The following is a 21,220-nucleotide window of genomic DNA, read 5'->3' as shown; positions in this document are numbered from 1 at the left end:
TCCGCGCCACGCCGCGCGCCCGGTCAGCGGGCGACGACGTTGCGCAGCCCGGCCGGGCCGTCGGCGAGCCAGCGCCGCACCTGCTCGGTGACGAACGCGGCCGCGCCCTGCGGGCGGCCCCCCGCGACGTGCGGGGTGAGGATCAGGTGCGGGGCGTCCCACAGGGGCGAGTCGGCGGGCAGCGGCTCGGTGTCGGTCACGTCGAGCGCCGCCCCGGCCAGCGTGCCCGAGCGCAGCGCCGCGACCAGGGCGTCCTCGTCCACCGTGCTGCCCCGGCCCACGTTGACGAACCGGGCGTGCGGCGGCAGGAGCGCCAGCACCGACGCGTCGAGCGCGTGCCGGGTGGCGGGCGTGGCGGGCAGCAGGGAGACCAGCACGTCGGTGCCGGGCAGGACCTCGGCGAGCCGCTCCTGGGCGACCACCGGGTAGCCGTGGCGTTCGCCGTCGGTGGACGCCACGCCGGTGACGCGGGCCCCGAGCGCCTCCAGCAGCGGGGCGAGGCGCACGGCGATGGAGCCGAACCCCCACAGCACGACGTGCGCGCCGTGCAGGGTGAACGCGGGCTCGTCGCGCGCCTGCTCCCGGCCGAGCGACCGGTCCCACTCGTGGCGCCGCTGGGCGTCGAGCGTGCGGTCGAGGCGGCGCACGGACGCGAGGAGCAGGGCCAGGGTGTGCTCGGCGACGGTCGCGTCGTGCAGGCTGCGGCCCGAGGCGACGACGACGTTCGGGCCGAACCCCGCGGCGAGCGCGAGGTCCGGTCCCGCGCTGAGGGTCTGCACCCAGCGCAGCGCGGTCAGCCGCTCGGCGGCGTCGCGCAGCAGCGGGGCGGGGTTCGCCCACGTGACGATCGCCTCGGCGTCCGCGTGCTCGTCCGGCACGGGGTCGCGCATGACGTACGGCGCGACGACGACGCCGTCGACGTCGAGGGTCAGGTCGAAGGGGACGTTGCTCGGGACAAGGATCTTCACGGCGGTGACGCTACCCGAGCGGGCGGCCGTCGGGCGGACGTCAGCGGGCCGGCAGCGCGGCCGCGTCCTCCTGGGCGGCCGCCCAGCCGTAGTCGGGCTCGGCGTGCAGCAGGTCGGCGTGTGGCCCCCGGGCCAGGACGCGCGCCGGCCCGTCGTCCGCGCGACCCAGCCACAGCACCTCGTCGGCGGTGCCCAGCGGGGTGAGCCGGTGCGACGCGACGACGACGGCGCGCCCGGTCTCGCGGGCCAGGGCGGCCAGCGTGTCGACCAGCGCGTCGGCCGTGGCGGCGTCGAGGTGCTCGGCGGGCTCGTCGACGAGCAGCACCCGGTGCGGGGCGAGCAGCGCCCGCGCGACGAGGAGACGCCGGCGCTCGCCGCCGGACACGTCGGTCGCGCCGGTGCCGAGCACCGTGCCGAGCCCGTCGGGCAGCCCCGCGAGCCAGGCGTCGAGCCCGACCGCGGCGAGCGCCTCCGTGGCCTCGTCGGCCGCGACGTCGGCGCGGGCGACCCGCAGGTTCTCCAGGAGGGTGGTGCCGAACACGTGGCCGTCCTCCGCGACGAACAGCCCGCCGCCGTCGACGCGCCCGGACGTGGGGGGCAGCAGCCCCGCCGCCGTGAGCAGCAGCGTCGACTTGCCGACGCCCGAGGGCCCGGCGAGCGCCACCACCGACCCGGGTCGCAGCGTCAGGTCGACCCCTGCCACCACCGGCGGGTGCCCGGGCCAGCCCGCGCCGACGTCGTCGAGGCCGAGGAACGTGCCGTCCGTCACGACATCCCGGGCGGCGGCGGTGGTCGGGTCGGCGGCGTCCGGCGCGGCGGGCCGCCGTGCGGGGGAGGCGGCCGCGTCGGCGGGCAGGAGGTCGAGCAGGCGCCGGGCGGCCTCCCGCGACCGGCGCAGCTGGACGGCGGCGCCCGGCAGCGCCGAGGTCACCTCGAACACGGCGAGCGGGGTGAGGACGACGACCGCGAGCTCGGTGGCCGACAGGTCGCCCGCCAGCGCGGCGGGGATGCCGACGAGCAGGCAGCCGAGGACGGCGAGGGTCTGCGCCCCCGCCTCGATCGCCGCGCCGAGGGCTGACACGCGGGCACCGTCGGCGGTGGCGGCGGCGAGCCGGTCGTCGGCGGTGCGCAGCCCGTCGACCCGGTCGGTGACCCGGCCTGCGACGCGGAGCTGCTGACCGTCCTCCAGCAGCTCGAGGGTGCGCGCGGACACCTCGCCGCGCGCCGCGGCGCCGCGCACCTCCACGGACGCCGACGCCCGGGAGGCGAGCCACGGCGACAGGACGCCCGTGAGCAGCAGGCAGCCGAGCAGCACGAGGGCGGCGGCGGGCAGGAACACGCCGAGCAGCGCGACGGCCGCGAGGCCGGTGACGACGGCCACGGCGCCGGGCACGAGCGCCCGCACCACGACGTCGCCCGCGGTGTCGACGTCGCCGCCGACGCGGGCGAGCAGGTCGCCGCGGCGCAGCGCCACGACGTCGGCGCCGCCCCGCGCGAGCCGGTCGTACAGGTTGGCGCGCAGCGCCGCCATGCCGCGCAGCGCGACGTCGTGGGAGGCGAGCCGTTCCAGGTAGCGGAAGAACGCGCGGCCGGTGCCGAAGGCGCGCACGCCGACGGTCGCGATCGACAGGGTGAGCACCGGTGGCATCTGGGAGGCGCGGGCGATGAGCCACGCCGCCGCGGCGGCGAGACCGATCGCGCACGTCAGGGTCAGCACGCCGAGGCCGACGGCGCGTGCCACGCGCGACCAGCGGATCTCCAGCAGCGGCAGGACCCGGCGCAGCGGGTCGTGGGTGCTCCACGGACGGTCAGGCACGGGCCACCTCCTGGGCGGCGACGTCGACGACCTGGTCGGCGAGCGTCAGCAGGGACGCGCGGTGCGCGACGACGACGACGGTGCGCCCGGCGTCGCGCCAGGCCCGCACCGTGTCGAGCACGCAGCGCTCGCCGCGGGCGTCGAGGTGGGCGGTGGGCTCGTCGAGGACGACGACGGGACGGTCCGCGGCGCCGACGAGGGCCCGGGCGAGGGCGACGCGCTGCCGCTGCCCGACGCTGAGGCCGACGCCGCCGAGCCCGACCGGTGTGTCCCACCCGGCGGGCAGATCGGCGAGGACGGCGTCGAGGCCGGTGGTCGCGGCGGCCGCGGCGAGGTCGGCGGGGTCCACGGTCCGACCGTCGGTGACGACGTCCCGCACGGTCCCGGGGCCGACGGCGGGGCGCTGCGGCACCCACACGACCTGGTCCCACCAGGTGGCGGCGTCGACGTCGGCGAGGTCCACCGGGTCGTCGGCGCCCGTGGGGGGTTGCAGCAGGATGCGCCCGGAGTCCGGGCGCAGCAGACCGAGGAGCAGCAGCACCAGGGTCGACTTGCCGGCGCCGCTGGGGCCGCGCAGCGCCACGACCCGCCCGCCCCCGGGCCGCCCGGTGCCCAGCCGGACGCGGGCCGACAGGTGCGCGGGCGCGTCGACGTCGCGTCCCGGGGCCCGCACGGTGACGTCGTCGAGCACGAGCTCGCCGCCCGTCGCGGCGGGGGCGGGGCGCACGGCCGGCGCCGGCACGGGGGCACCCAGCACCCCGAACGCCCGCTCGGTGGCGGCGATGCCGTCGGTCGACGCGTGGAACTCGAACCCGACGCGGCGCAGGGGGAGGAAGATCTCGGGCGCGAGGACGAGCACGGCGATCGCCGGGACGAGCTCGATGTGGCCGTACACGAGGCGCAGCCCCACCCCGACGGCGATGACGGCGACGCACAGCGTGGTGAGCAGCTCCAGCACCGCGCCCGACAGGAACGCGATCCGCAGCGTGCCCATGGTGGCGCGCCGCGACGACTCGCCGAGCGCCCGCACGCGGGCCCCGGGACCGATCTCGCGGCCGAACGCCCGCAGCGTGGGCAGCCCGGCGACGAGGTCGAGCACCTGGGACCCCAGCCGCTCCACGGTGGCGAGCCGCCGCTCGGACGTGCCGGCCGTCATCGTGCCGATGAGCCACATGAAGAACGGCACCAGCGGGATCGTGACGACCGCGACCACGGCCGAGACCCAGTCCAGGCCCCACACGACCAGCACGGCCGCCGGGGTGACGAGGGCCGTCAGCAGCAGCTGTGGCAGGAACCGCACCAGGTACGGCTCGAGGTCGCCGAGGCCGCGCGTGGCGAGCGTCGCGACGTCGGACGGCGACGTCCCGGCCGGCGGCCGCGGCCCGAGCGCGACCGCGTGCGCCACGACCTGGCGGCGCAGGTCCGCGACGACGAGCGTCGCGGCCCGGCGCCCGAACCGTTCCTGCGCCCAGGCGACGACGGCGCGCCCGACGACCACGCACGCCAGCACGGTCAGCCACCGGGCGAGCGACGTCCCGTCGACCTCCCCGTCGCCGCCGGGGCTGGTCGCCAGGACGACAGGACCGAGGACGGACGCGATCGCGACCGCCTGCACCACCACGAGGGCGGCGGACACCACGCCGAGCGCGGTGGTGAGGACGACGTACGAGCGGGCTGCCCGGGCCTGCCGCAGCAGCCGGGGGTCGAGCGGTCTCACGTCAGAACGCCGCGTCCTTGATCTTCTGCCAGGACAGCCCCGCCGGGGCCGGGATGTCCTTCGTGGACAGCCGGCGGCGGAACACCCAGTAGGTCCAGCCCTGGTAGACCAGCACCAGCGGGGTGAGCACGACGGCGACCCAGCTCATGATCGTCAGGGTGTAGTCCGTGGACGACGCCTCGGCGACCGTGAGCGAGTTGCCGCCGTCGAGGCCGGGGATGACGTCCGGGTACATGGAGCCGAAGATCAGCACGACCGCGGCGACCAGGGTGATCGCCGACAGCGTGAACGCCCAGCCCTCCCGGCGGGCCCGGGTGGTGACGACGACGCCGACGAGGCAGCCCGCGGCGAGCAGCACGGCGACCCAGGTCCAGGCGGCGGAGTAGGCGACCTGCGCCCAGATCGCCCAGCCGCCGGCGACGACGAGCGCGACGACCGCCAGGCCGGACGCGAGGCGGGCGGAGCGCTCGCGGATGTCCCCGTCGGTCTTCAGCGCGACGAACACGGAGCCGTGCAGCAGGAACAGCACGGTGGTGGTCAGCCCGCCGACGAGGGCGAACGGGTTGAGCAGCGCCCAGAACCCGCCGACGTACTGGTGGGCGTCGTCGAGGGCGAGGCCGCGCACGAGGTTGCCGAACGCGACGCCCCACATCACCGCCGGGATCCAGGAGCCGAACTGGATGGCCCAGTCGCAGCGGCGCGCCCAGACGGCGTCGGCGATCTTGCCGCGGTACTCGAACGCGACACCGCGCGCCACGAGGCCCAGCAGGATGATCAGCAGCGGGATGTAGAAGCCCGAGAACATCGTCGCGTACCACTCGGGGAACGCGGCGAACGTCGCCCCGCCCGCGGTGAGCAGCCACACCTCGTTGCCGTCCCAGACGGGTCCGATGGTGTTGACGAGCACGCGTCGTTCCTTCTCCCGGTGCTCCTTGTCACCCCGGGGCAGGATCGACAGCAGCATGCCGACGCCGAAGTCGAAGCCCTCGAGCACGAGGTAGCCGGTCCACAGGACGGCGATGAGGACGAACCAGAGGATCGCGAGGTCCACGTCAGGTCTCCAGTCGGTTTCCGCGTCAGTACGCGAAGGACAGCGGTCGGTCGGTCTCGTCGGGGTCCTGCGCCTCGGGCGACTCGTCGCGCACGGCGTCGGGCACGCCCTCGATCGTGTACCGGTGCATGAGTCGGTACCAGACGACCGCCAGGACGGCGTAGACGAGCGTCAGGATGATCATGGAGGCGAGCAGGACTCCCGGGGGGACGGCGGTGGAGACGCCGCGGTCGGTGAGGAGCCGCACCTGGTCGATGCCGGTCGGGTTGGGCGCCACGACCCAGGGCTGGCGGCCGACCTCGGTGAAGATCCACCCGAAGGAGCAGGCGAGGAACGGCATGGGGATGGCCAGCAGCCCGAGGCGGGAGAGCCACACGTTGTCGCTCACCCGGCCCTTGCGGGTGAACCACAGGGCGGCGACGGCGAGCGCGACCGAGAACGCGGCGAGACCGATCATGAGGCGGAACGACCAGTAGGTGATGGCGAGCGGGGGCGTGTAGGTGACGGGCTCGCCGTCGACCGTGACGTCGCCGTAGCGCTCGGCGTACTCGCGCTGGACGTCGTAGACGCCGGGCAGGTAGGACTCCTCGCCGGAGAAGTGGCCGGTGCCGAGGTAGCTCGTCAGGCCGGGGACCGACAGCACGTGGTTGACGTCCTCGCAGCCCGCCTGGAGGGGACCGATGGCGAGGATGGAGAACTCGGCGGACTCGGTGCCCTCGCAGAGGGCCTCGGCGGACGACATCTTGCCGGGCTGCTGCTCGTACATGAGCTTGCCCTGGATGTCGCCGGAGAGGCCGACGCCGATGCCGGCGACGATCATGACCCAGACGCCCACCAGGACGGCGGGGCGGTAGACGGTGCGCGCCTTCTCGACGTTCTCGGGCGTCCTCGAGCGGGCGAGCCGCACCATCCACCACGTCGCGATGCCGGCGACGAACGTCCCGGCGGTGAGGAACGCGGCGGTGATGGTGTGCGGGAACGCGGCCCACAGGGTGTTGTTGGTGAGCACCGCGGAGATGGACTCCATCTCGGCGCGGCCGGTCTCGGGGTTGTAGACGGTGCCGACGGGGTGCTGCATCCAGGAGTTGGCCGCGAGGATGAAGAACGCCGACAGGCTGGTGGCGAGCGCGAACAGCCAGATGGAGGCCAGGTGGATCTTCTTGGAGACCCGGTCCCAGCCGAAGATCCAGACGCCGAGGAACACGGACTCGACGAAGAACGCGGCGAGGGCCTCCATGGCGAGCGGGGCGCCGAACACGTCGCCCACGAACCGGGAGTACTCGCTCCACGCCATCCCGAACTGGAACTCCTGCCAGATGCCGGTGACGACGCCGAGGGCGAAGTTGATGAGCAGGAGCTTGCCGAAGAACTTGGTCAGGCGCAGCCAGTGGTCCTTCTTCGTGATGAACCAGGCCGTCTGCATGCCGGCGACGATCGGGGCGAGCCCGATGGTCAGCGGCACGAAGATGAAGTGGTAGACGGTCGTGATGGCGAACTGCCACCGGGCCAGTTCGAGTGCGTCCACGAGGACTCCTTCGGTGCGTGCCGTCCCGGCCGGTGCCGGCCGTTCGAGGGCCTGGGATCGACGGTAGGACCGTCGTCGCAGGTCCGCACGATGAACGGCGCCACCCGACCGGGGGGTTGTGAAGACTTTCACGACCTTTTCGTGAAGGCCTTCACAAGTCAACCCGGTTCGTCCGGATGTGGCGGACGCCACGCCGCGTCATGAACCGCGCAGCCGCGAGCGGTGGAAGGTGCGATACTGGCTCGATGACCACCGGGGCACACCCTCCGGCGGTCGGCGAGCTTGCGGCCCCTGCGTCCGCACGCGGTGCCGCGACCGGGCACGAAGGGACTGGTCGCTCGGCGTCCGCGAAGACGGCAGGGTCGTGGCCGAGACCGAGACTTCCGTCCGGGTGGCGCCCCAGCGGTGCCACCGACCGACGACGACCGCCGCGGCGGCCCGCAGGTGTGGGTGGGCCCTCGCGGAGCAGGAGCACCTTCCGTGACGTCCGAGACCCCCGAGCAGAACGACGGCACCACCCCCGCGCGCCGCGCACCGCGCCGCCGTGCGACGCGTGCCGCGTCCGCCCCCCAGCCGGCGCCCGCGCCGATCGTCGTCCCGGCGACGCCCGAGCCTGCCGAGCAGGCCCCCGAGCCCGTCGTCGAGCCGGCCGCCCCCGCCCCCGCCGCCGCGGCCGCGACCGAGCCGGCCGGGACCACCGCCGAGAAGCCCGCGCGCCGCTCGCGCCGCGCCACCCGGTCCACCACCGCCGCGACCCGCCCGGCCGAGCCCGCCGTCGCGGAGCCCACCGAGCCGGCCGCTGCCGAGCAGGTCGAGCCGACCGCCGCCGAGACCACCGGTCCGGCCGCAGCGGACCAGCCGGACGAGGCCCCCGCCGCCCGGGCGACGACCCGCCGGTCGCGCGCGACCCGCAAGCCCGCCAAGGAGGCCGCCGCGGCCCCGGAGGAGCCCGCGGAGCCCACCGAGGAGGTCGCGGCAACCGCCGCCGAGGCCGACGGCGCCGACGCGCCGTCCGCGCCCGCGGTCGACCTCGACCTTCCCGTCGCCGCCGAGCCGGCCGCGACGGCCGCGTCGACGCTGAGCCTCGACGACATCGTCCTGCCCGCCGGCCCGGGTGCGCCCGCCGCACAGGGCGCGTCGCGCGGCCGCAAGCGTGCCGCCGAGCCGGCCCCCGAGCAGGGTGCCGAGGCCGAGGCCGAGGCGCCGCAGGAGCAGGCGGCCGCCCCGGCTCGTCGTCGCCGTGCCTCGCGCAGCACCGAAGCCGCGAGGAAGGCCGACGCGGCCGCCGCGGACGCCCGGTCCACGGACACCCCGGCGTCCGGCGCGTCCGCGCAGGACGCACCCGCGCAGGACGCCCCGGCCGCGGACGAGAAGCCGTCCACCCGGTCGACCTCGCGCTCCCCGCGCGGCGGCGCGCGTCGCGCCGCGGCGGAGCCCGCTCCGCAGCCCACCGGTACGCCCCGCCTCGCCACGACGGCCCTGCTGTTCCAGGCGCCCGACCTCTCCACCGCTCGTTCCCGCCGCCGCGCGCAGGGCAAGGCGGCCGAGGCGGCCGCGGCCGACACCGCCACCGAGGCGCCGAGCACCACCGAGGCCGCCGTCGAGGCACCCGCCACCGAGCAGCCCGCCACCGAGCAGCCCGCCGCGGAGGCGGGCACCCGGACCACCGCCGGCTCGACCGGACGGACCGGTCGCTCGCGTCGGGCCACCCGGTCGACGGGCCGCGCCGAGCAGGCCGCGGACCGCCCGTCCGGTGCCCAGGACGACTCCGGGGCCGCCCCGCGGGCCGCCGCGGACCGTGCGTCCGACGCCGAGCAGGTCGAGCCCGGGACGACCGAGGCACCCGTGACCGAGCCGATCGACCTCACCGAGGCCGACGAGGCCGCCGTGGGCGAGGTCGAGGAGATCGAGTCGGAGCTCGTGGCCGAGGGTCTCGAGCTGGTCGAGCTCGGCCCGGAGGACTTCCTGGACGACGGCGAGGAGACGGAGATCCGTCCGCGCCGCCGTCGCCGCCGCGGTGGCCGCGGCCGGCGCAGCGGTCGCCGCCCCGAGCACGACGAGGTCGGCGACGACGAGGACGACGAGGACGAGACGTCCTCCGCCGCCGCGGACGTCGCGGACGACGACGCCGCGGGCGAGGAGCGCACCGACGCCCCCGAGGCCGAAGGTGACGAGCAGGCCGACGCCGGCTCCGCCGACGAGGTGGACGTCGACGACGAGCAGTCGTCGTCGAGCCGTCGCCGTCGCCGTCGCCGCCGTGGCGGTCGCACGACGGAGCGCGAGGCCCGCACGCCCCGCGTGGACGACGAGATCGCGGCGCTCAAGGGCTCGACGCGCCTCGAGGCGAAGCGTCAGCGTCGCCGCGAGGGCCGCGACCAGGGTCGTCGCCGCCAGATCATCACCGAGGCGGAGTTCCTCGCGCGCCGCGAGGCCGTCAACCGGTCCATGATCGTGCGCGAGCAGGGCGGCCGGACCCAGATCGCCGTGCTCGAGGACGGCGTCCTCGTGGAGCACTACGTGTCCCAGCAGGCGCAGGCCTCGATGGTCGGCAACGTCTACCTGGGCCGCGTGCAGAACGTGCTGCCCTCCATGGAGGCGGCGTTCGTCGACGTCGGCAAGGGCCGCAACGCCGTGCTGTACGCCGGCGAGGTCAACTGGGACGCCGCGGGCGTCGAGGGGCAGCCGCGCCGCATCGAGGAGGCCCTCAAGTCGGGCGACTCCGTCCTCGTCCAGGTGACCAAGGACCCCATCGGGCACAAGGGTGCGCGCCTCACGTCGCAGATCACGCTGGCGGGCCGCTACCTCGTGTTCGTGCCCGGCGGCGGCATGACCGGCATCTCGCGCAAGCTGCCCGACACCGAGCGCAGCCGCCTCAAGAAGATCCTGCGCGACGTCGTGCCGGACGGCGCGGGCGTCATCGTGCGCACGGCCGCCGAGGGTGCGTCCGAGGACGAGCTCCGCGCGGACGTCGAGCGCCTCCAGTCGCAGTGGCAGGCCATCTCCGCGAAGGCGGACAAGTCCTCCACCAGCGCCCCGGCGCTGCTCCAGGGCGAGCCCGACATGGCGATCCGCGTCGTGCGCGACATCTTCAACGACGACTTCAGCTCGCTGGTCGTCCAGGGCGAGAACGCCTGGTCGGAGATCTCGTCGTACGTCGCCGAGCTGGCCCCGGACCTGCGCGAGCGCGTCACCCGGTTCGTCGAGAACGGCGACGTGTTCGCGCGGCACCGGATCGACGAGCAGCTCGCCAAGGGCATGGACCGCAAGGTGTGGCTGCCGTCCGGCGGCTCGCTCGTCATCGACCGCACCGAGGCGATGACGGTCGTGGACGTCAACACGGGCAAGTTCACCGGTTCGGGCGGCACGCTCGAGGAGACGGTGACCCGCAACAACCTCGAGGCCGCGGAGGAGATCGTCCGCCAGCTCCGGCTGCGGGACATCGGCGGCATCATCGTCATCGACTTCGTCGACATGGTGCTGGAGTCCAACCGCGACCTCGTGCTGCGTCGTCTGGTCGAGTGCCTCGGCCGGGACCGCACGAAGCACCAGGTGGCGGAGGTGACGTCGCTCGGTCTGGTCCAGATGACGCGCAAGCGTGTCGGTCAGGGCCTGGTCGAGGCGTTCTCGTCCACCTGCGAGCACTGCAAGGGCCGCGGCTTCATCGTGCACGACGACCCGATCGAGCGCGGCGGTGCGGCCCACGCCCCCGCGTCGGAGCCCGAGGGCGCGTCCAAGCGGTCGCGCCGCAAGCGCGGCGGGCGCACCGAGGAGCAGCCGCACGGCGAGGTCCCGAAGCTGCCCGAGGACGAGTCGGAGGCGCGCAAGGCGGTCAAGGCCACCCTCGCGACGATCGCCGCCGCCGCGGCGCACGCCCACGAGCACGAGCACGACCACGACGGTTCCGGGTCGGCCGCTCCGGCCGACGAGCCGGCGCCCGCTGCCGCGGTGGACGCGGACACCACGGCCCCGGACACCGCTCCGGAGGTCGGCGGCTCCGAGCCGGCCGTCGAGCCGGCCGCGGAGTCCGCCACCATGGAGGAGCCCACGCCGGACGTCCCCGCGGACGCCGAGCCCGTCGCCGCCCCCGAGCCCGCGGGCAAAGGAGCCGGGGACGAAGGGTCTCCTGAGCCGGCTGATGACACGGATCAGGCGCTGACCGCCACCCCGTGAGCACCCCGTGCGGCCGGGGTGCTTGACTGGTCCGCATGGACCACGGTCGAGCCCCCGGTCGCCTGGAGGTGGTCGGCGGACCCATGTTCGCCGGCAAGTCCACCGAGCTGGTGCGTCGGGTGGACCGCGCCCGCATCGCCGGGCGCGGCACCCTCGTCGTCGCGCACGCCCTCGACGTGCGCAGCGGGGTGGGCCGGGTCGCGACCCACACCGGCCTGGCGGTGGAGTCGGTGAGCGTCGACGACGCGGCGGCGATCCCCGCGCTGGTGAAGCCCGACGTGGACCTGGTCGCCGTCGACGAGGCGCAGTTCTTCGGGCCGGCCCTGGTCGACGTCGTCCAGGGGCTGGCCGACGACGGCCTCGACGTCGTCGTCGCGGGCCTGACGGTGACGTTCGACGGGCGCCCGTTCGAGCCGTTGCCGAGCCTCATGGCGCTGGCGGAGTCCGTCACCCGGCTGACCGCCGTGTGCGTGGTGTGCGGCCGCGACGCCGCCTACCACGTGCGGCTCGTCGCGGACGAGGGCGACGCGACCCTCGCCGACCCCGCGCTCGTGGGCGGGCAGGAGTCCTACGAGGCCCGCTGCCGCGCCCACCGGTGGGTGGCGGCTCAGTAGCCGCGCAGCTCCTGGCGCAGCGGGCAGTCGAACGGGTCGCGGGCGCCGAGCCCCACCCGGTTGAGGTGCTGCACGACGATGGCGTACGACCGCAGCAGCGTCGTCTCCGTGTAGGGCACGCCGTGCCGGGAGCAGTGCTCGCGCACGAGGGCGCGCGCCCGGCCCAGGTGCGGGCGCGGCATGCTCGGGAAGAGGTGGTGCTCGACCTGGTGGTTGAGACCGCCCATGAGCACGTCCATGAACCAGCCGCCGGTGATGTTGCGGGACGTCAGCACCTGCTTGGACAGGAAGTCGAGCTTGGCGCCGGGCTCGACGAGCGCCATGCCCTTGTGGTTGGGGGCGAACGACGCACCCATGTAGACGCCGAACACGGCCATCTGGACGCCGAGGAACGCGGCGGCGAGCCCGGGCGGGAAGATCCACGCGAGGAGGGCGACGTACGCCGTCAGCCGGACGGCGATGGTGACGAGCTCGCGCCGGCGCGCCGGCCGGGTGGCCGGGTCGCCCCGGAGCAGCGACCGCACGGACGTGACGTGCAGGTTGAGGCCCTCGAGGGTGAGCAGCGGGAAGAACAGCCAGCCCTGGTGGCGCACGAGCAGGCGCATCGGGCCGCGGACCTCCTGCGCCGACTCGGGGGTGAACCGGATGGTGTCCGGGGCGATGTCGGGGTCCTTGCCCACCTGGTTCGGGTTGGCGTGGTGGCGGGTGTGCTTCGACATCCACCAGGAGTAGCTGATCCCCACGACGGCGTTCGCGAGCCACCGGCCGACGCGGTCGTTGACGGGGCCCGTGGCGAACACCTGCCTGTGCGCGGCCTCGTGGGTGAGGAACGCGATCTGGGTCAGCAGGATCCCGAGCGCGCCCGCCATGAGGAGCTGGAACCACGAGTCGCCGAGCAGGACCATGCCCGTCACGACGCCGCCGAGACCGACCGCGATCACGGACGCCGTGACGAGGTAGTAGGTGTAGCTGCGCCGCAGCAGCCCGGCCTCGCGGACCTCCCGGGAGAGCTGCGCGTAGCTCCCGGTGTGCCGCTGCGCGGCCCTGGGCGGCGGTGCGGTGGTCTCGATCGTGGACGTGCTCGCAACGGTCATGCCTGCCTCGCTCAGATGTCGGTGTCGACTTCTCAGCCGAGGTGGTGCCGGTGACGGGGGCCGCCGGTGGCCCGAGCCTACGGGACCGTAGGTTGCGGCGCCGACGGGCGGACGTGAAGGTCTCGCGCAGGTCCGCGGCCGGTCCGGCGACGGCCGGCCGGCAGCCGCGGCCCGGCGCGGTCAGTCCTCGACCAGCGGGACGAACCGGTAGGTGCCGTGCTCGGTGAGCTGCACCGACCCGTCGGCGGCCCGGTCGACGACGAGCATCGTCCCGGCGACCGGGATGACCATCCGCCCGCCGGGGGCGACCTGGTCGACCAGGGCGGGCGGCAGGACGTCGGGGGAGGCGGACACCAGGACGCGGGGCCAGCCGTCGTCGCGGGGCGCGCCCAGCACCCCGCGGGCGGCGGGAAGCAGCCGCGCCCAGGGCACGGCCGCACGGGCCACGTTGGCCGCGCCCCACGCGGCCAGCTCGGGGACGCGCTCGACGCCGAGCACGGTGCCGGCGGGGCCGGTGAGCCGGGCGAGCAGGACGGTCGTCCAGCCGGAGCCCGCGCCGACGTCGAGGACGCTCGTGCCGGGCGGGACGTCGAGCAGGCGGAGCATGGCCGCGACGGTGGACGGCTGCGAGCAGGTCTGCCCGTGCCCGATGGGCAGGGGGCGGTCCTCGGCGGCGTGCCCGCGCTGCGCCCAGGGCAGGAAGAGGCGGCGGTCGACCGCGGCGAACGCGCGGCCGACGGCGTCGTCCCCGACGGGTCCGGTCATCGATCCATCCTGCGTCGCGGGTCGGGCGTCCGCCCCTCGACGTCCGGGCGCGCGCGACGGATCGTGCGCCACGTCACGCCGTGGCCGCCACCGGCGTGCTTGTCCCGGGCGGGGGCGTCGCGTAAAGTGTTGCGTCGGCGCGCCCACGGTGCGCCTGTCCCGTGTGCCCTCGGCGCACCGCACTCGACCGCTGCGGCGGGCCGAGTTCCAGACCAAGCCGGTGACCGACGTCGTGCGAGCACGCCAAGACCAGAAGAGATGAGCATCAACATGGTGTACGCGATCGTCAAGACCGGCGGCCGTCAGGAGAAGGTGTCCGTCGGCGACATCGTCGTCATGGACCGCGTCAAGGGCCAGGCCGGCGACTCCGTCGAGCTGACCGCGATCCTGCTCGTGGACGGGGAGAAGGTGACCACCGACGCCGCCGAGCTCGCGAAGGTGAAGGTCACCGCCGAGATCGTCCGTGACCTCCGGGGTCCGAAGATCTCCATCCAGAAGTACAAGAACAAGACCGGCTACCGCAAGCGCCAGGGTCACCGCCAGGAGCTGACCCGCCTCAAGGTCACCGGCATCAAGTGATCTCCCGCGGGCAGGTGCCCGCGCGGACTCCCATTCTTCGTACCTCCCAGAAAGCAGGCCCGTCATGGCACACAAGAAGGGCGCGAGCTCCTCGCGCAACGGTCGCGACTCGAACGCCAAGTCCCTCGGCGTGAAGCGCTACGCCGGCCAGGTCGTCAACGCCGGCGAGATCCTGGTCCGCCAGCGCGGCACCCACTTCCACCCGGGCGAGAACGTCGGCCGCGGCGGCGACGACACGCTGTTCGCGCTGCAGGCCGGCTCGGTCGCGTTCGCGACGCGTCGTGGCCGCAAGGTCGTCGACATCGTCACGGTCGAGGCCTGAGCCTCCGCACGCACTTCCCCCATCCGGGGGCACGAGGGGCGCACCGTTGCTGCGGTGCGCCCCTCGCGCTGTTCCCGGTCCGCCGTCCCTGAGAGGATCAGTCCATGGCCAGCTTCGTCGACCGCGTCGTCCTGCACGCCGCCGGTGGTGACGGCGGGCACGGTGTCGCCTCCATCCGCCGCGAGAAGTTCAAGCCGCTCGCCGGCCCCGACGGCGGCAACGGCGGTGACGGCGGCAGCGTCGTGCTGGTCGTCGACCCGCAGGCGACCACGCTGCTCGAGTACCACCACTCGCCCCACCGGCGCGCCCCGCGCGGCGGGCAGGGCATGGGTGACGAGCGGGACGGCGCCAAGGGTGGCGACCTGGTCCTGCGCGTGCCCGACGGCACGGTCGTCAAGGACCGCTCCGGCGAGGTGCTGGCCGACCTGGTCGGCGCGGGCACGGAGTTCGTCGTCGCGCAGGGCGGCCGCGGCGGCCTCGGCAACAAGGCGCTGGCCTCCCCGAAGCGCAAGGCCCCCGGCTTCGCGCTGCTCGGCGAGCCGGGCGAGGAGCGCGACGTCGTCCTGGAGCTGAAGTCGATCGCGGACGTCGCGCTCGTCGGGTTCCCCAGCGCCGGCAAGTCGTCGCTCGTCGCCACGGTGTCGGCCGCGCGCCCCAAGATCGCCGACTACCCGTTCACCACGCTCGTGCCGAACCTGGGTGTCGTGCAGGCCGGTGACACCCGCTACACGATCGCGGACGTCCCGGGCCTCATCCCGGGGGCGAGCGAGGGCCGCGGCCTCGGGCTGGAGTTCCTGCGGCACATCGAGCGCACCGCGGTGCTCGTGCACGTGCTCGACTGCGCCACCCTGGAGCCGGGCCGGGACCCGCTGAGCGACCTCGACGCCCTCGAGGCCGAGCTCGCCGCCTACTCCGGCGACCTGGGGATCTCCGGCGGCCGCGTGCCGCTGACCGAGCGTCCGCGCCTGGTCGTTCTCAACAAGATCGACGTGCCCGAGGCGCGCGAGCTCGCCGAGTTCGTGCGTCCGGAGCTCGAGGCCCGCGGGCTGCGGGTCTTCGAGGTCTCGACGGCCTCCCACGAGGGCCTGCGGCCGCTGACGTTCGCGCTCGCCGAGCTCGTCGAGGAGGCCCGGGCGGCCGCCCCCGCCCCCGAGGCGACGCGGGTGGTGCTGCGGCCGCGCGCGGTTGACGACGCAGGCTTCACCGTCGAGCGGCGCACGGACGGCTCCACCGGCGGGGTGTACTTCCTCGTGCAGGGCGCCAAGCCGCAGCGCTGGGTCCGCCAGACGGACTTCAACAACGACGAGGCCGTCGGCTTCCTCGCGGACCGGCTCGCGAAGCTGGGCGTCGAGGACCGGCTGCTCAAGACCGGCGCGGTGGCGGGCGACGAGGTGCGGATCGGCACCGACGCCGACGCCGTCGTGTTCGACTGGGAGCCGACGATGGCCGCCGGCGTCGAGCTGCTCGGCGCGCGCGGCACCGACCTGCGTCTGGAGGACGCGTCCCGTCCGACGCGCGGGCAGAAGCGCAAGGAGTACACCGAGCGCATGGACGCCAAGACCGCCGCCCGCGAGGAGCTCTGGACCGAGCGCAGCGCCGGTCACTGGGCGGACCCCTCGGACGACTGACCCGGCGACCGGCGATGATGGGCACGTGAACACCTCGCCCCGCTCCGCCCTGCCCGCCGCGCACCGCGTCGTCGTCAAGATCGGCTCGTCGTCGCTGACGCGACCGGACGGGCACCTGGACGTCGTGGCGCTGCGCGCGCTGGTGGACGTCCTGGCCGAGCGACGCCGGGCGGGCGGCGAGGTCGTGCTCGTGACGTCCGGAGCGGTCGCCGCCGGCATCGGCCCGGCCGGGCTCGTGTCGCGCCCCCGGGACCTGGCGACGATGCAGGCGTGCGCGATGCTCGGGCAGGGCCAGCTCGTGGCCCGGTACACCGAGGCGTTCGCGGAGCACGGGATCGGTGTCGGCCAGGCGCTGCTCACCGCCGAGGACACCGTCCGGCGGGCGCGCTACCGCAACGCGCAGCGGTCGCTCGACAAGCTCCTGGCGCTCGGCGTGGTGCCCGTCGTCAACGAGAACGACGCGGTGACGGTCGACGAGCTCCGGTTCGGGGACAACGACCGGCTCGCCGCGCTCGTCTCGCACCTGGTGCGCGCCGACGCGATGGTGCTCCTCACCGACGTCGACGGGCTCCACGACGCGCCCCCCAGCCGTCCCGGCGCACGCCGGATCCCGCTCGTCACCGACCTCGCGGACGTCGCGGGCGTCGAGGTGACGGGCCGCGGCAGCTCGGTGGGTACCGGCGGCATGGTCACCAAGCTGGAGTCGGTGCGCATCGCGGCCTCCGCGGGCGTCCCGGTCGTGCTGACCGCCGCCGGGAACGTGCGGGCCGCGCTGGCCGGCGAGGACGTCGGCACGTTCTTCGCCGCCGAGGCCAAGAAGGAGACGACGCGGCGGCTGTGGATCGCGCACGCCGCCCGCACCGCGGGGCGCCTGCACCTCGACGCGGGGGCGGCGCACGCCGTCCTCGGCGGCCGGGCGTCGCTGCTGCCCGCCGGGATCACCCGCGTCGAGGGCGCGTTCGACGCCGGCGACCCCGTCGAGCTGGTCGCGCCCGACGGCGGCGTCGTCGCCCGCGGGCTGGTCGCCTACGACGCGGCCGAGCTCCCCGGCCTGCTGGGACGGTCCACGTTCGAGCTGCGCGACGACCTGGGGGAGGGCTACGACCGTGAGGTCGTGCACCGCGACGACCTGGTGCTCGACGGACGGACGGGCCTGTCCTCGTCGGCGTCCGCGTCGTAGTGTTCGGTCCATGACCACCACGACGTCCGCCTCACTGCCCGCCACGACGCACGACGGTGGACGACCGGGGCCGGAGCCCGAGGTGGAGTCCGCAGTGCGCGACGTCGCGCGGCGGTCCCAGGTCGCCTCCCGCGCCCTCGTCACGGCCACCCGGGCGACGAAGGACGCGGCGCTGCACGCCGTGGCGGACGCGCTGGTCGCCGCCGCCGACGAGATCGTCGCCGCGAACGGCGAGGACGTGGAGCGCGGCCGCGCCGCCGGCATGAGCGACGGCCTGCTGGACCGGCTCGTGCTGACCGGGGCGCGGGTCGCGGACATCGCCGACGCGCTGCGGGCCCTGGCCGCGCTGCCCGACCCCGTGGGCGAGGTGGTGCGCGGCCAGACGCTGCCGAACGGCCTGCGGGTGCGCCAGCTGCGCGTGCCGATGGGCGTGGTCGGGATGATCTACGAGGCCCGGCCGAACGTCACGGTCGACGCCGCAGGGCTCGCCCTGAAGTCCGGCAACGCCGTGATTCTGCGTGGTGGCAGCGCCGCCGCGTCGTCGAACACGGTGATCGTCGAGGTGATGCGCCGTGCGCTGGAGGCCCAGGGCCTGCCGGCCGACCTCGTGCAGTCCATCGACGCGTACGGCCGCGCGGGGGGCGTGGCGCTCATGCGTGCCCGCGGTCTGGTCGACCTGCTCGTGCCGCGCGGCGGGGCGGACCTCATCCGCACCGTCGTCGAGCAGTCCACGGTGCCCGTCATCGAGACCGGCACGGGCAACGTCCACGTCTACGTCGACGCCACCGCCGACGTCGCGACCGCCGTCGAGATCGTCATGAACGCCAAGACGCAGCGCGTGGGCGTGTGCAACGCCGCCGAGACGCTCCTCGTCCACCGCGACGTCGCCGACGCCTTCCTGCCGGCGGCGCTCGCCGCCCTCGGCGGTGCCGGCGTCGCGCTGCACGGCGACGCGCGGGCGACCGCGCTCGCGCCCGAGTCGGTCGAGGTGACGCCCGCGACCGACGACGACTGGGCGACGGAGTACCTGGCGCTCGAGCTCGCGGTGCGCGTCGTGGACTCCCTGGACGAGGCCGTGGCGCACATCCGCACCTGGAGCTCGGGCCACACCGAGGCGATCGTGACCCGCGACCTGCGCTCCGCGGACCGGTTCGTCGCCGAGGTGGACTCCGCGGCCGTCATGGTCAACGCCTCGACGCGGTTCACCGACGGCGGCCAGCTCGGGCTCGGCGCGGAGATCGGGATCTCCACCCAGAAGCTGCACGCCCGGGGGCCGATGGGCCTCGCCGAGCTGACCACGACCAAGTGGGTCGTGCACGGCGACGGGCACGTGCGGCCCTGACACGGGGTCGTGAGAGACTGTCCACCGTTCTGATCCAGACACCCCGAAGGAGCTCCCCGTGGTGCACACCGCAGTCCTGGTCGCCGAGGAAGCCGCCGAGCACGCGTCGGCCGGCATCAACCCCGTCCTGCTCGGGGTGCTCGCCTTCGGCGCCTTCGTCGTCGCGCTCGTCGCGACGTACGCGTTCCGCAACGCGAACAACAAGCACTGACCGCCCTCGGCGTCCCGGTGAGCGACCAGCGCCGACCCCGGGTCGGGGTCATGGGCGGGACGTTCGACCCCGTCCATCACGGCCACCTGGTGGCGGCCAGCGAGGCCGCCGCGCTGCTCGACCTGGACGAGGTCGTCTTCGTCCCGACGGGCAAGCCGAGCTTCAAGCAGTCGACGCGCGTGTCGCCGGCCGAGCACCGCTACCTGATGACGGTCATCGCCACGGCGTCGAACCCGCGGTTCACCGTCAGCCGGGTGGACATCGACCGTCCCGGGCTCACCTACACGGTGGACACGTTGCGCGACCTGCGCGCCGAGCGGCCGGACGCCGACCTGTACTTCATCACGGGTGCGGACGCCATCGCCCAGCTCCTCAGCTGGAAGGACGCCACGGAGCTCTGGCAGATGGCGCACTTCGTGGCGGTCACCCGGCCGGGCCACCAGCTCACCGTCGACGGGCTGCCGTCGGACGGTGTCACCATGCTGGAGGTCCCGGCCCTCTCCATCTCCTCCACCGACTGCCGGCGACGCGCGGCGGCCGGTGAGCCGGTCTGGTACCTGGTCCCCGACGGCGTCGTCCAGTACATCGCCAAGCACGGTCTGTATCGAGGTCTTGATGAGTGACAACAGTTCCCGGCCGTTGACCCGGCGGGAGATCCGCGAGCGCGAGCGGGCGGCGGCCGAGGCCGCCGCAGCGGCGTCGCCGCCCCCGGCTCCCGTCCCCGGTGCGGGGCCGGCCGCGTTCGGCGGTCCGACGTACTCCCCGCCCGCCCCGGCGGCGGACCCGCGCCCCGCGGCGGCACCGCCGTCCCGCCGGTCGCTGCGCGAGCAGTCGGCGGCGTCCGCGCCCCAGGCACCGACCGTCCGCCCCCCGTCGGCGTCGGGCGGGATGCGCAGCGTCGACCAGACCGGTCGGCTGACGCCGGTGCAGGCGCCGACGGGGGACGACACCCCGCGCGCCGTGGCGCCGTCGACGGCGACCGAGCGTTCGACCGGGTTCCCGACGGGCACCTCCGGCGGCTCCGCCGCGCCGGGCGCGACGCCGCCGCGCCGGACCAGCACCCGCGCCTCGGCCCCGCAGCCGTCGTCGCCGTTCGGCACCCCGTCCGGGGGCGGCCAGCCCGCGCCGCCGTCGCCGTTCGGCGGCTCGTCGGGCCAGGCGGCCTCGTACCCGTCGTCCGAGCCGTCCGCCCCGGCACCGTCCCCGTTCGGGTCGTCGTCCGGCGGTGCGGGGACGCGCTCGCCGTTCGGGCAGCAGCCGGCCGCGGAGTCCGCGGGGTCCGCCCCGTCGGCGAGCCCCTTCGGTGACGCTGCCGGCCGCCGGTCGGCCTTCGGTGCCGCCCCCGCGTCGTCCCCGGCGTCCGAGGCCGGTGCTCCCGGCCCGTTCCCCGGCTCGGTCGCGCCCGAGCGGCCGGCACCGGCGCCGTGGCCCGCGTCGCCCTCCCCGTTCGGCGAGGCGCCCGGGTCGTCGTCGGGTCTGCCCTGGGGCGGTGCGGGGGCGGAGCCCCCGGCGTCGGTCCCGCCGCCCGCGGGCGCGCCCGAGTCGCCGTTCGCGGCCGCCGTCGGGGGGCTGGGCACCGGGGCCGCCGCCCCGGAGCACGACGACGGGTACGACGACGAGGACGACTGGGACGAGCCCGAGCCGTCGTACACGTGGCTGCACTACATCATCCTGGTCGTCGTGGCGTTCGTCCTGGGTCTCCTGCTGTGGAACCTGGTGCTGACGCCCGACGAGGAGAGCTTCGAGACCGATCAGGCGTCCGTGGGGACGTCCGTCGGGGAACAGGACGGACGATGACCGCGACAGAACGCGCCGTCGAGCTGGCAGTGGTGGCGGCCCGTGCCGCCTCCGACCGCAAGGCGCAGGAGATCATCGCGCTCGACGTGAGCGAGCAGCTGGTGCTCACCGACGTGTTCCTCATCGCCTCGGCGACCAACGAGCGGCAGGTCGTCGCGGTGGTGGACGCCGTCGAGGAGGCCATGCACAAGGCGGGGTCGAAGCTGCTGCGCCGCGAGGGCAAGGCGGAGGCCCGCTGGGTGCTGCTCGACTTCGGTGACGTCGTCGTGCACGTCCAGCACGCGGAGGACCGCGTGTACTACGCCCTCGAGCGGCTCTGGAAGGACTGCCCGGCCCTCGACCTGCCCGAGGACGCCCGGGGCGGCGACGGGGAGGCGGCGCGCGCCGAGTTCGGGGCGCCGGCCGACGACGGGGCCATCCGCCTCGACCGGGACCTGTGAC

General features: G+C 75.1%; 18 protein-coding genes. 11 read left to right on the top strand and 7 right to left on the bottom strand.

The genetic code is table 11. The annotated features are described in order from the left end of the window. Positions 1-23 precede the first annotated feature (23 nt). From ATJ88_RS12035 to ATJ88_RS12015, 5 genes are read right to left on the bottom strand one after another with little or no spacing between them, the layout of a single operon-like run. The gene (locus tag ATJ88_RS12035; RefSeq protein ID WP_098464027.1) at positions 24-968 is read right to left on the bottom strand and encodes a phosphoglycerate dehydrogenase; all 945 of its coding nucleotides are present in this window, start codon (positions 966-968) and stop codon (positions 24-26) included. 40 nt (positions 969-1,008) lie between these two features. After that, complete coding sequence (gene cydC, locus ATJ88_RS12030; RefSeq protein ID WP_098464026.1) at positions 1,009-2,784, bottom strand: thiol reductant ABC exporter subunit CydC; 1,776 nt, start codon at positions 2,782-2,784, stop codon at positions 1,009-1,011. Then, positions 2,777-4,501, bottom strand: coding sequence for a thiol reductant ABC exporter subunit CydD (cydD, locus tag ATJ88_RS12025; RefSeq protein ID WP_098464025.1), 1,725 nt, complete (start codon positions 4,499-4,501; stop codon positions 2,777-2,779). The genes cydC and cydD overlap by 8 nt, the downstream gene beginning before the upstream one ends. Position 4,502: 1 nt before the next feature. Continuing rightward, a complete protein-coding gene (gene cydB / locus ATJ88_RS12020; RefSeq protein WP_098464024.1) occupies positions 4,503-5,552 on the bottom strand; it encodes a cytochrome d ubiquinol oxidase subunit II in 1,050 nt (349 codons plus the stop codon). A 25-nt stretch (positions 5,553-5,577) separates the two neighbouring features. Next, positions 5,578-7,077 carry a cytochrome ubiquinol oxidase subunit I gene (locus tag ATJ88_RS12015; protein ID WP_098464023.1) on the bottom strand — a complete coding sequence of 500 codons (1,500 nt, stop codon included), beginning with the start codon at positions 7,075-7,077 and terminating at the stop codon, positions 5,578-5,580. 480 nt (positions 7,078-7,557) lie between these two features. Between ATJ88_RS12015 and ATJ88_RS12010 the strand changes: the two genes are divergently transcribed. Together ATJ88_RS12010 and ATJ88_RS12005 are read left to right on the top strand one after the other, a co-directional pair. After that, entirely contained in the window at positions 7,558-11,247 is a 3,690-nt protein-coding gene (locus tag ATJ88_RS12010) for an Rne/Rng family ribonuclease (RefSeq protein ID WP_245852389.1), read from the top strand. 35 nt (positions 11,248-11,282) lie between these two features. After that, entirely contained in the window at positions 11,283-11,861 is a 579-nt protein-coding gene (locus ATJ88_RS12005; protein ID WP_098464022.1) for a thymidine kinase, read from the top strand. Here the strand turns inward: ATJ88_RS12005 and ATJ88_RS12000 are convergent. Further along, positions 11,855-12,955: a fatty acid desaturase family protein gene (locus tag ATJ88_RS12000; RefSeq protein WP_098464021.1), complete on the bottom strand. Its 1,101-nt coding sequence runs from the start codon at positions 12,953-12,955 to the stop codon at positions 11,855-11,857. The genes ATJ88_RS12005 and ATJ88_RS12000 overlap by 7 nt on opposite strands. 180 nt (positions 12,956-13,135) lie before the next feature. After that, positions 13,136-13,720 (bottom strand): protein-L-isoaspartate O-methyltransferase family protein, encoded by a 585-nt coding sequence (locus ATJ88_RS11995; protein WP_098464020.1) that lies wholly within the window; start codon positions 13,718-13,720, stop codon positions 13,136-13,138. Between the two features lie 270 nt (positions 13,721-13,990). Here ATJ88_RS11995 and rplU point away from each other — a divergent pair, with 270 nt between their 5' ends. The 9 genes from rplU to rsfS all read left to right on the top strand — a co-directional run bounded on the left by rplU (position 13,991) and on the right by rsfS (position 21,219). Then, positions 13,991-14,299, top strand: coding sequence for a 50S ribosomal protein L21 (gene rplU, locus ATJ88_RS11990; RefSeq protein ID WP_098465315.1), 309 nt, complete (start codon positions 13,991-13,993; stop codon positions 14,297-14,299). Positions 14,300-14,363: 64 nt separating this feature from the next. Continuing rightward, positions 14,364-14,621, top strand: coding sequence for a 50S ribosomal protein L27 (rpmA, locus tag ATJ88_RS11985; protein ID WP_068200391.1), 258 nt, complete (start codon positions 14,364-14,366; stop codon positions 14,619-14,621). Positions 14,622-14,725: 104 nt separating this feature from the next. Continuing rightward, positions 14,726-16,249, top strand: a complete 1,524-nt coding sequence (gene obgE, locus ATJ88_RS11980) for a GTPase ObgE (protein ID WP_098464019.1) — start codon at positions 14,726-14,728, stop codon at positions 16,247-16,249. A 25-nt stretch (positions 16,250-16,274) separates the two neighbouring features. After that, positions 16,275-17,429, top strand: coding sequence for a glutamate 5-kinase (gene proB, locus ATJ88_RS11975; RefSeq protein WP_098464018.1), 1,155 nt, complete (start codon positions 16,275-16,277; stop codon positions 17,427-17,429). A 10-nt stretch (positions 17,430-17,439) separates the two neighbouring features. Next, positions 17,440-18,771, top strand: a complete 1,332-nt coding sequence (locus ATJ88_RS11970; protein ID WP_098464017.1) for a glutamate-5-semialdehyde dehydrogenase — start codon at positions 17,440-17,442, stop codon at positions 18,769-18,771. Positions 18,772-18,829: 58 nt separating this feature from the next. After that, positions 18,830-18,982, top strand: coding sequence for a hypothetical protein (locus tag ATJ88_RS18365; protein ID WP_170023614.1), 153 nt, complete (start codon positions 18,830-18,832; stop codon positions 18,980-18,982). Beyond that, entirely contained in the window at positions 18,979-19,605 is a 627-nt protein-coding gene (gene nadD / locus ATJ88_RS11965) for a nicotinate-nucleotide adenylyltransferase (protein ID WP_425432701.1), read from the top strand. The genes ATJ88_RS18365 and nadD overlap by 4 nt, the downstream gene beginning before the upstream one ends. Beyond that, positions 19,598-20,779 carry a hypothetical protein gene (locus tag ATJ88_RS11960; protein WP_141538666.1) on the top strand — a complete coding sequence of 394 codons (1,182 nt, stop codon included), beginning with the start codon at positions 19,598-19,600 and terminating at the stop codon, positions 20,777-20,779. Before nadD ends, ATJ88_RS11960 begins: the two co-directional genes overlap by 8 nt. Next, entirely contained in the window at positions 20,776-21,219 is a 444-nt protein-coding gene (gene rsfS, locus ATJ88_RS11955; RefSeq protein WP_098464014.1) for a ribosome silencing factor, read from the top strand. Before ATJ88_RS11960 ends, rsfS begins: the two co-directional genes overlap by 4 nt. The last annotated feature ends 1 nt before the right edge of the window (position 21,220 follow it).

Source organism: Isoptericola jiangsuensis (genome assembly GCF_002563715.1).
Taxonomy (GTDB): Bacteria; Actinomycetota; Actinomycetes; order Actinomycetales; family Cellulomonadaceae; genus Isoptericola; species Isoptericola jiangsuensis.
The sequence above is the reverse complement of the archived record's forward strand: the minus strand, read 5'-3'. Positions and strand labels throughout refer to the sequence as shown.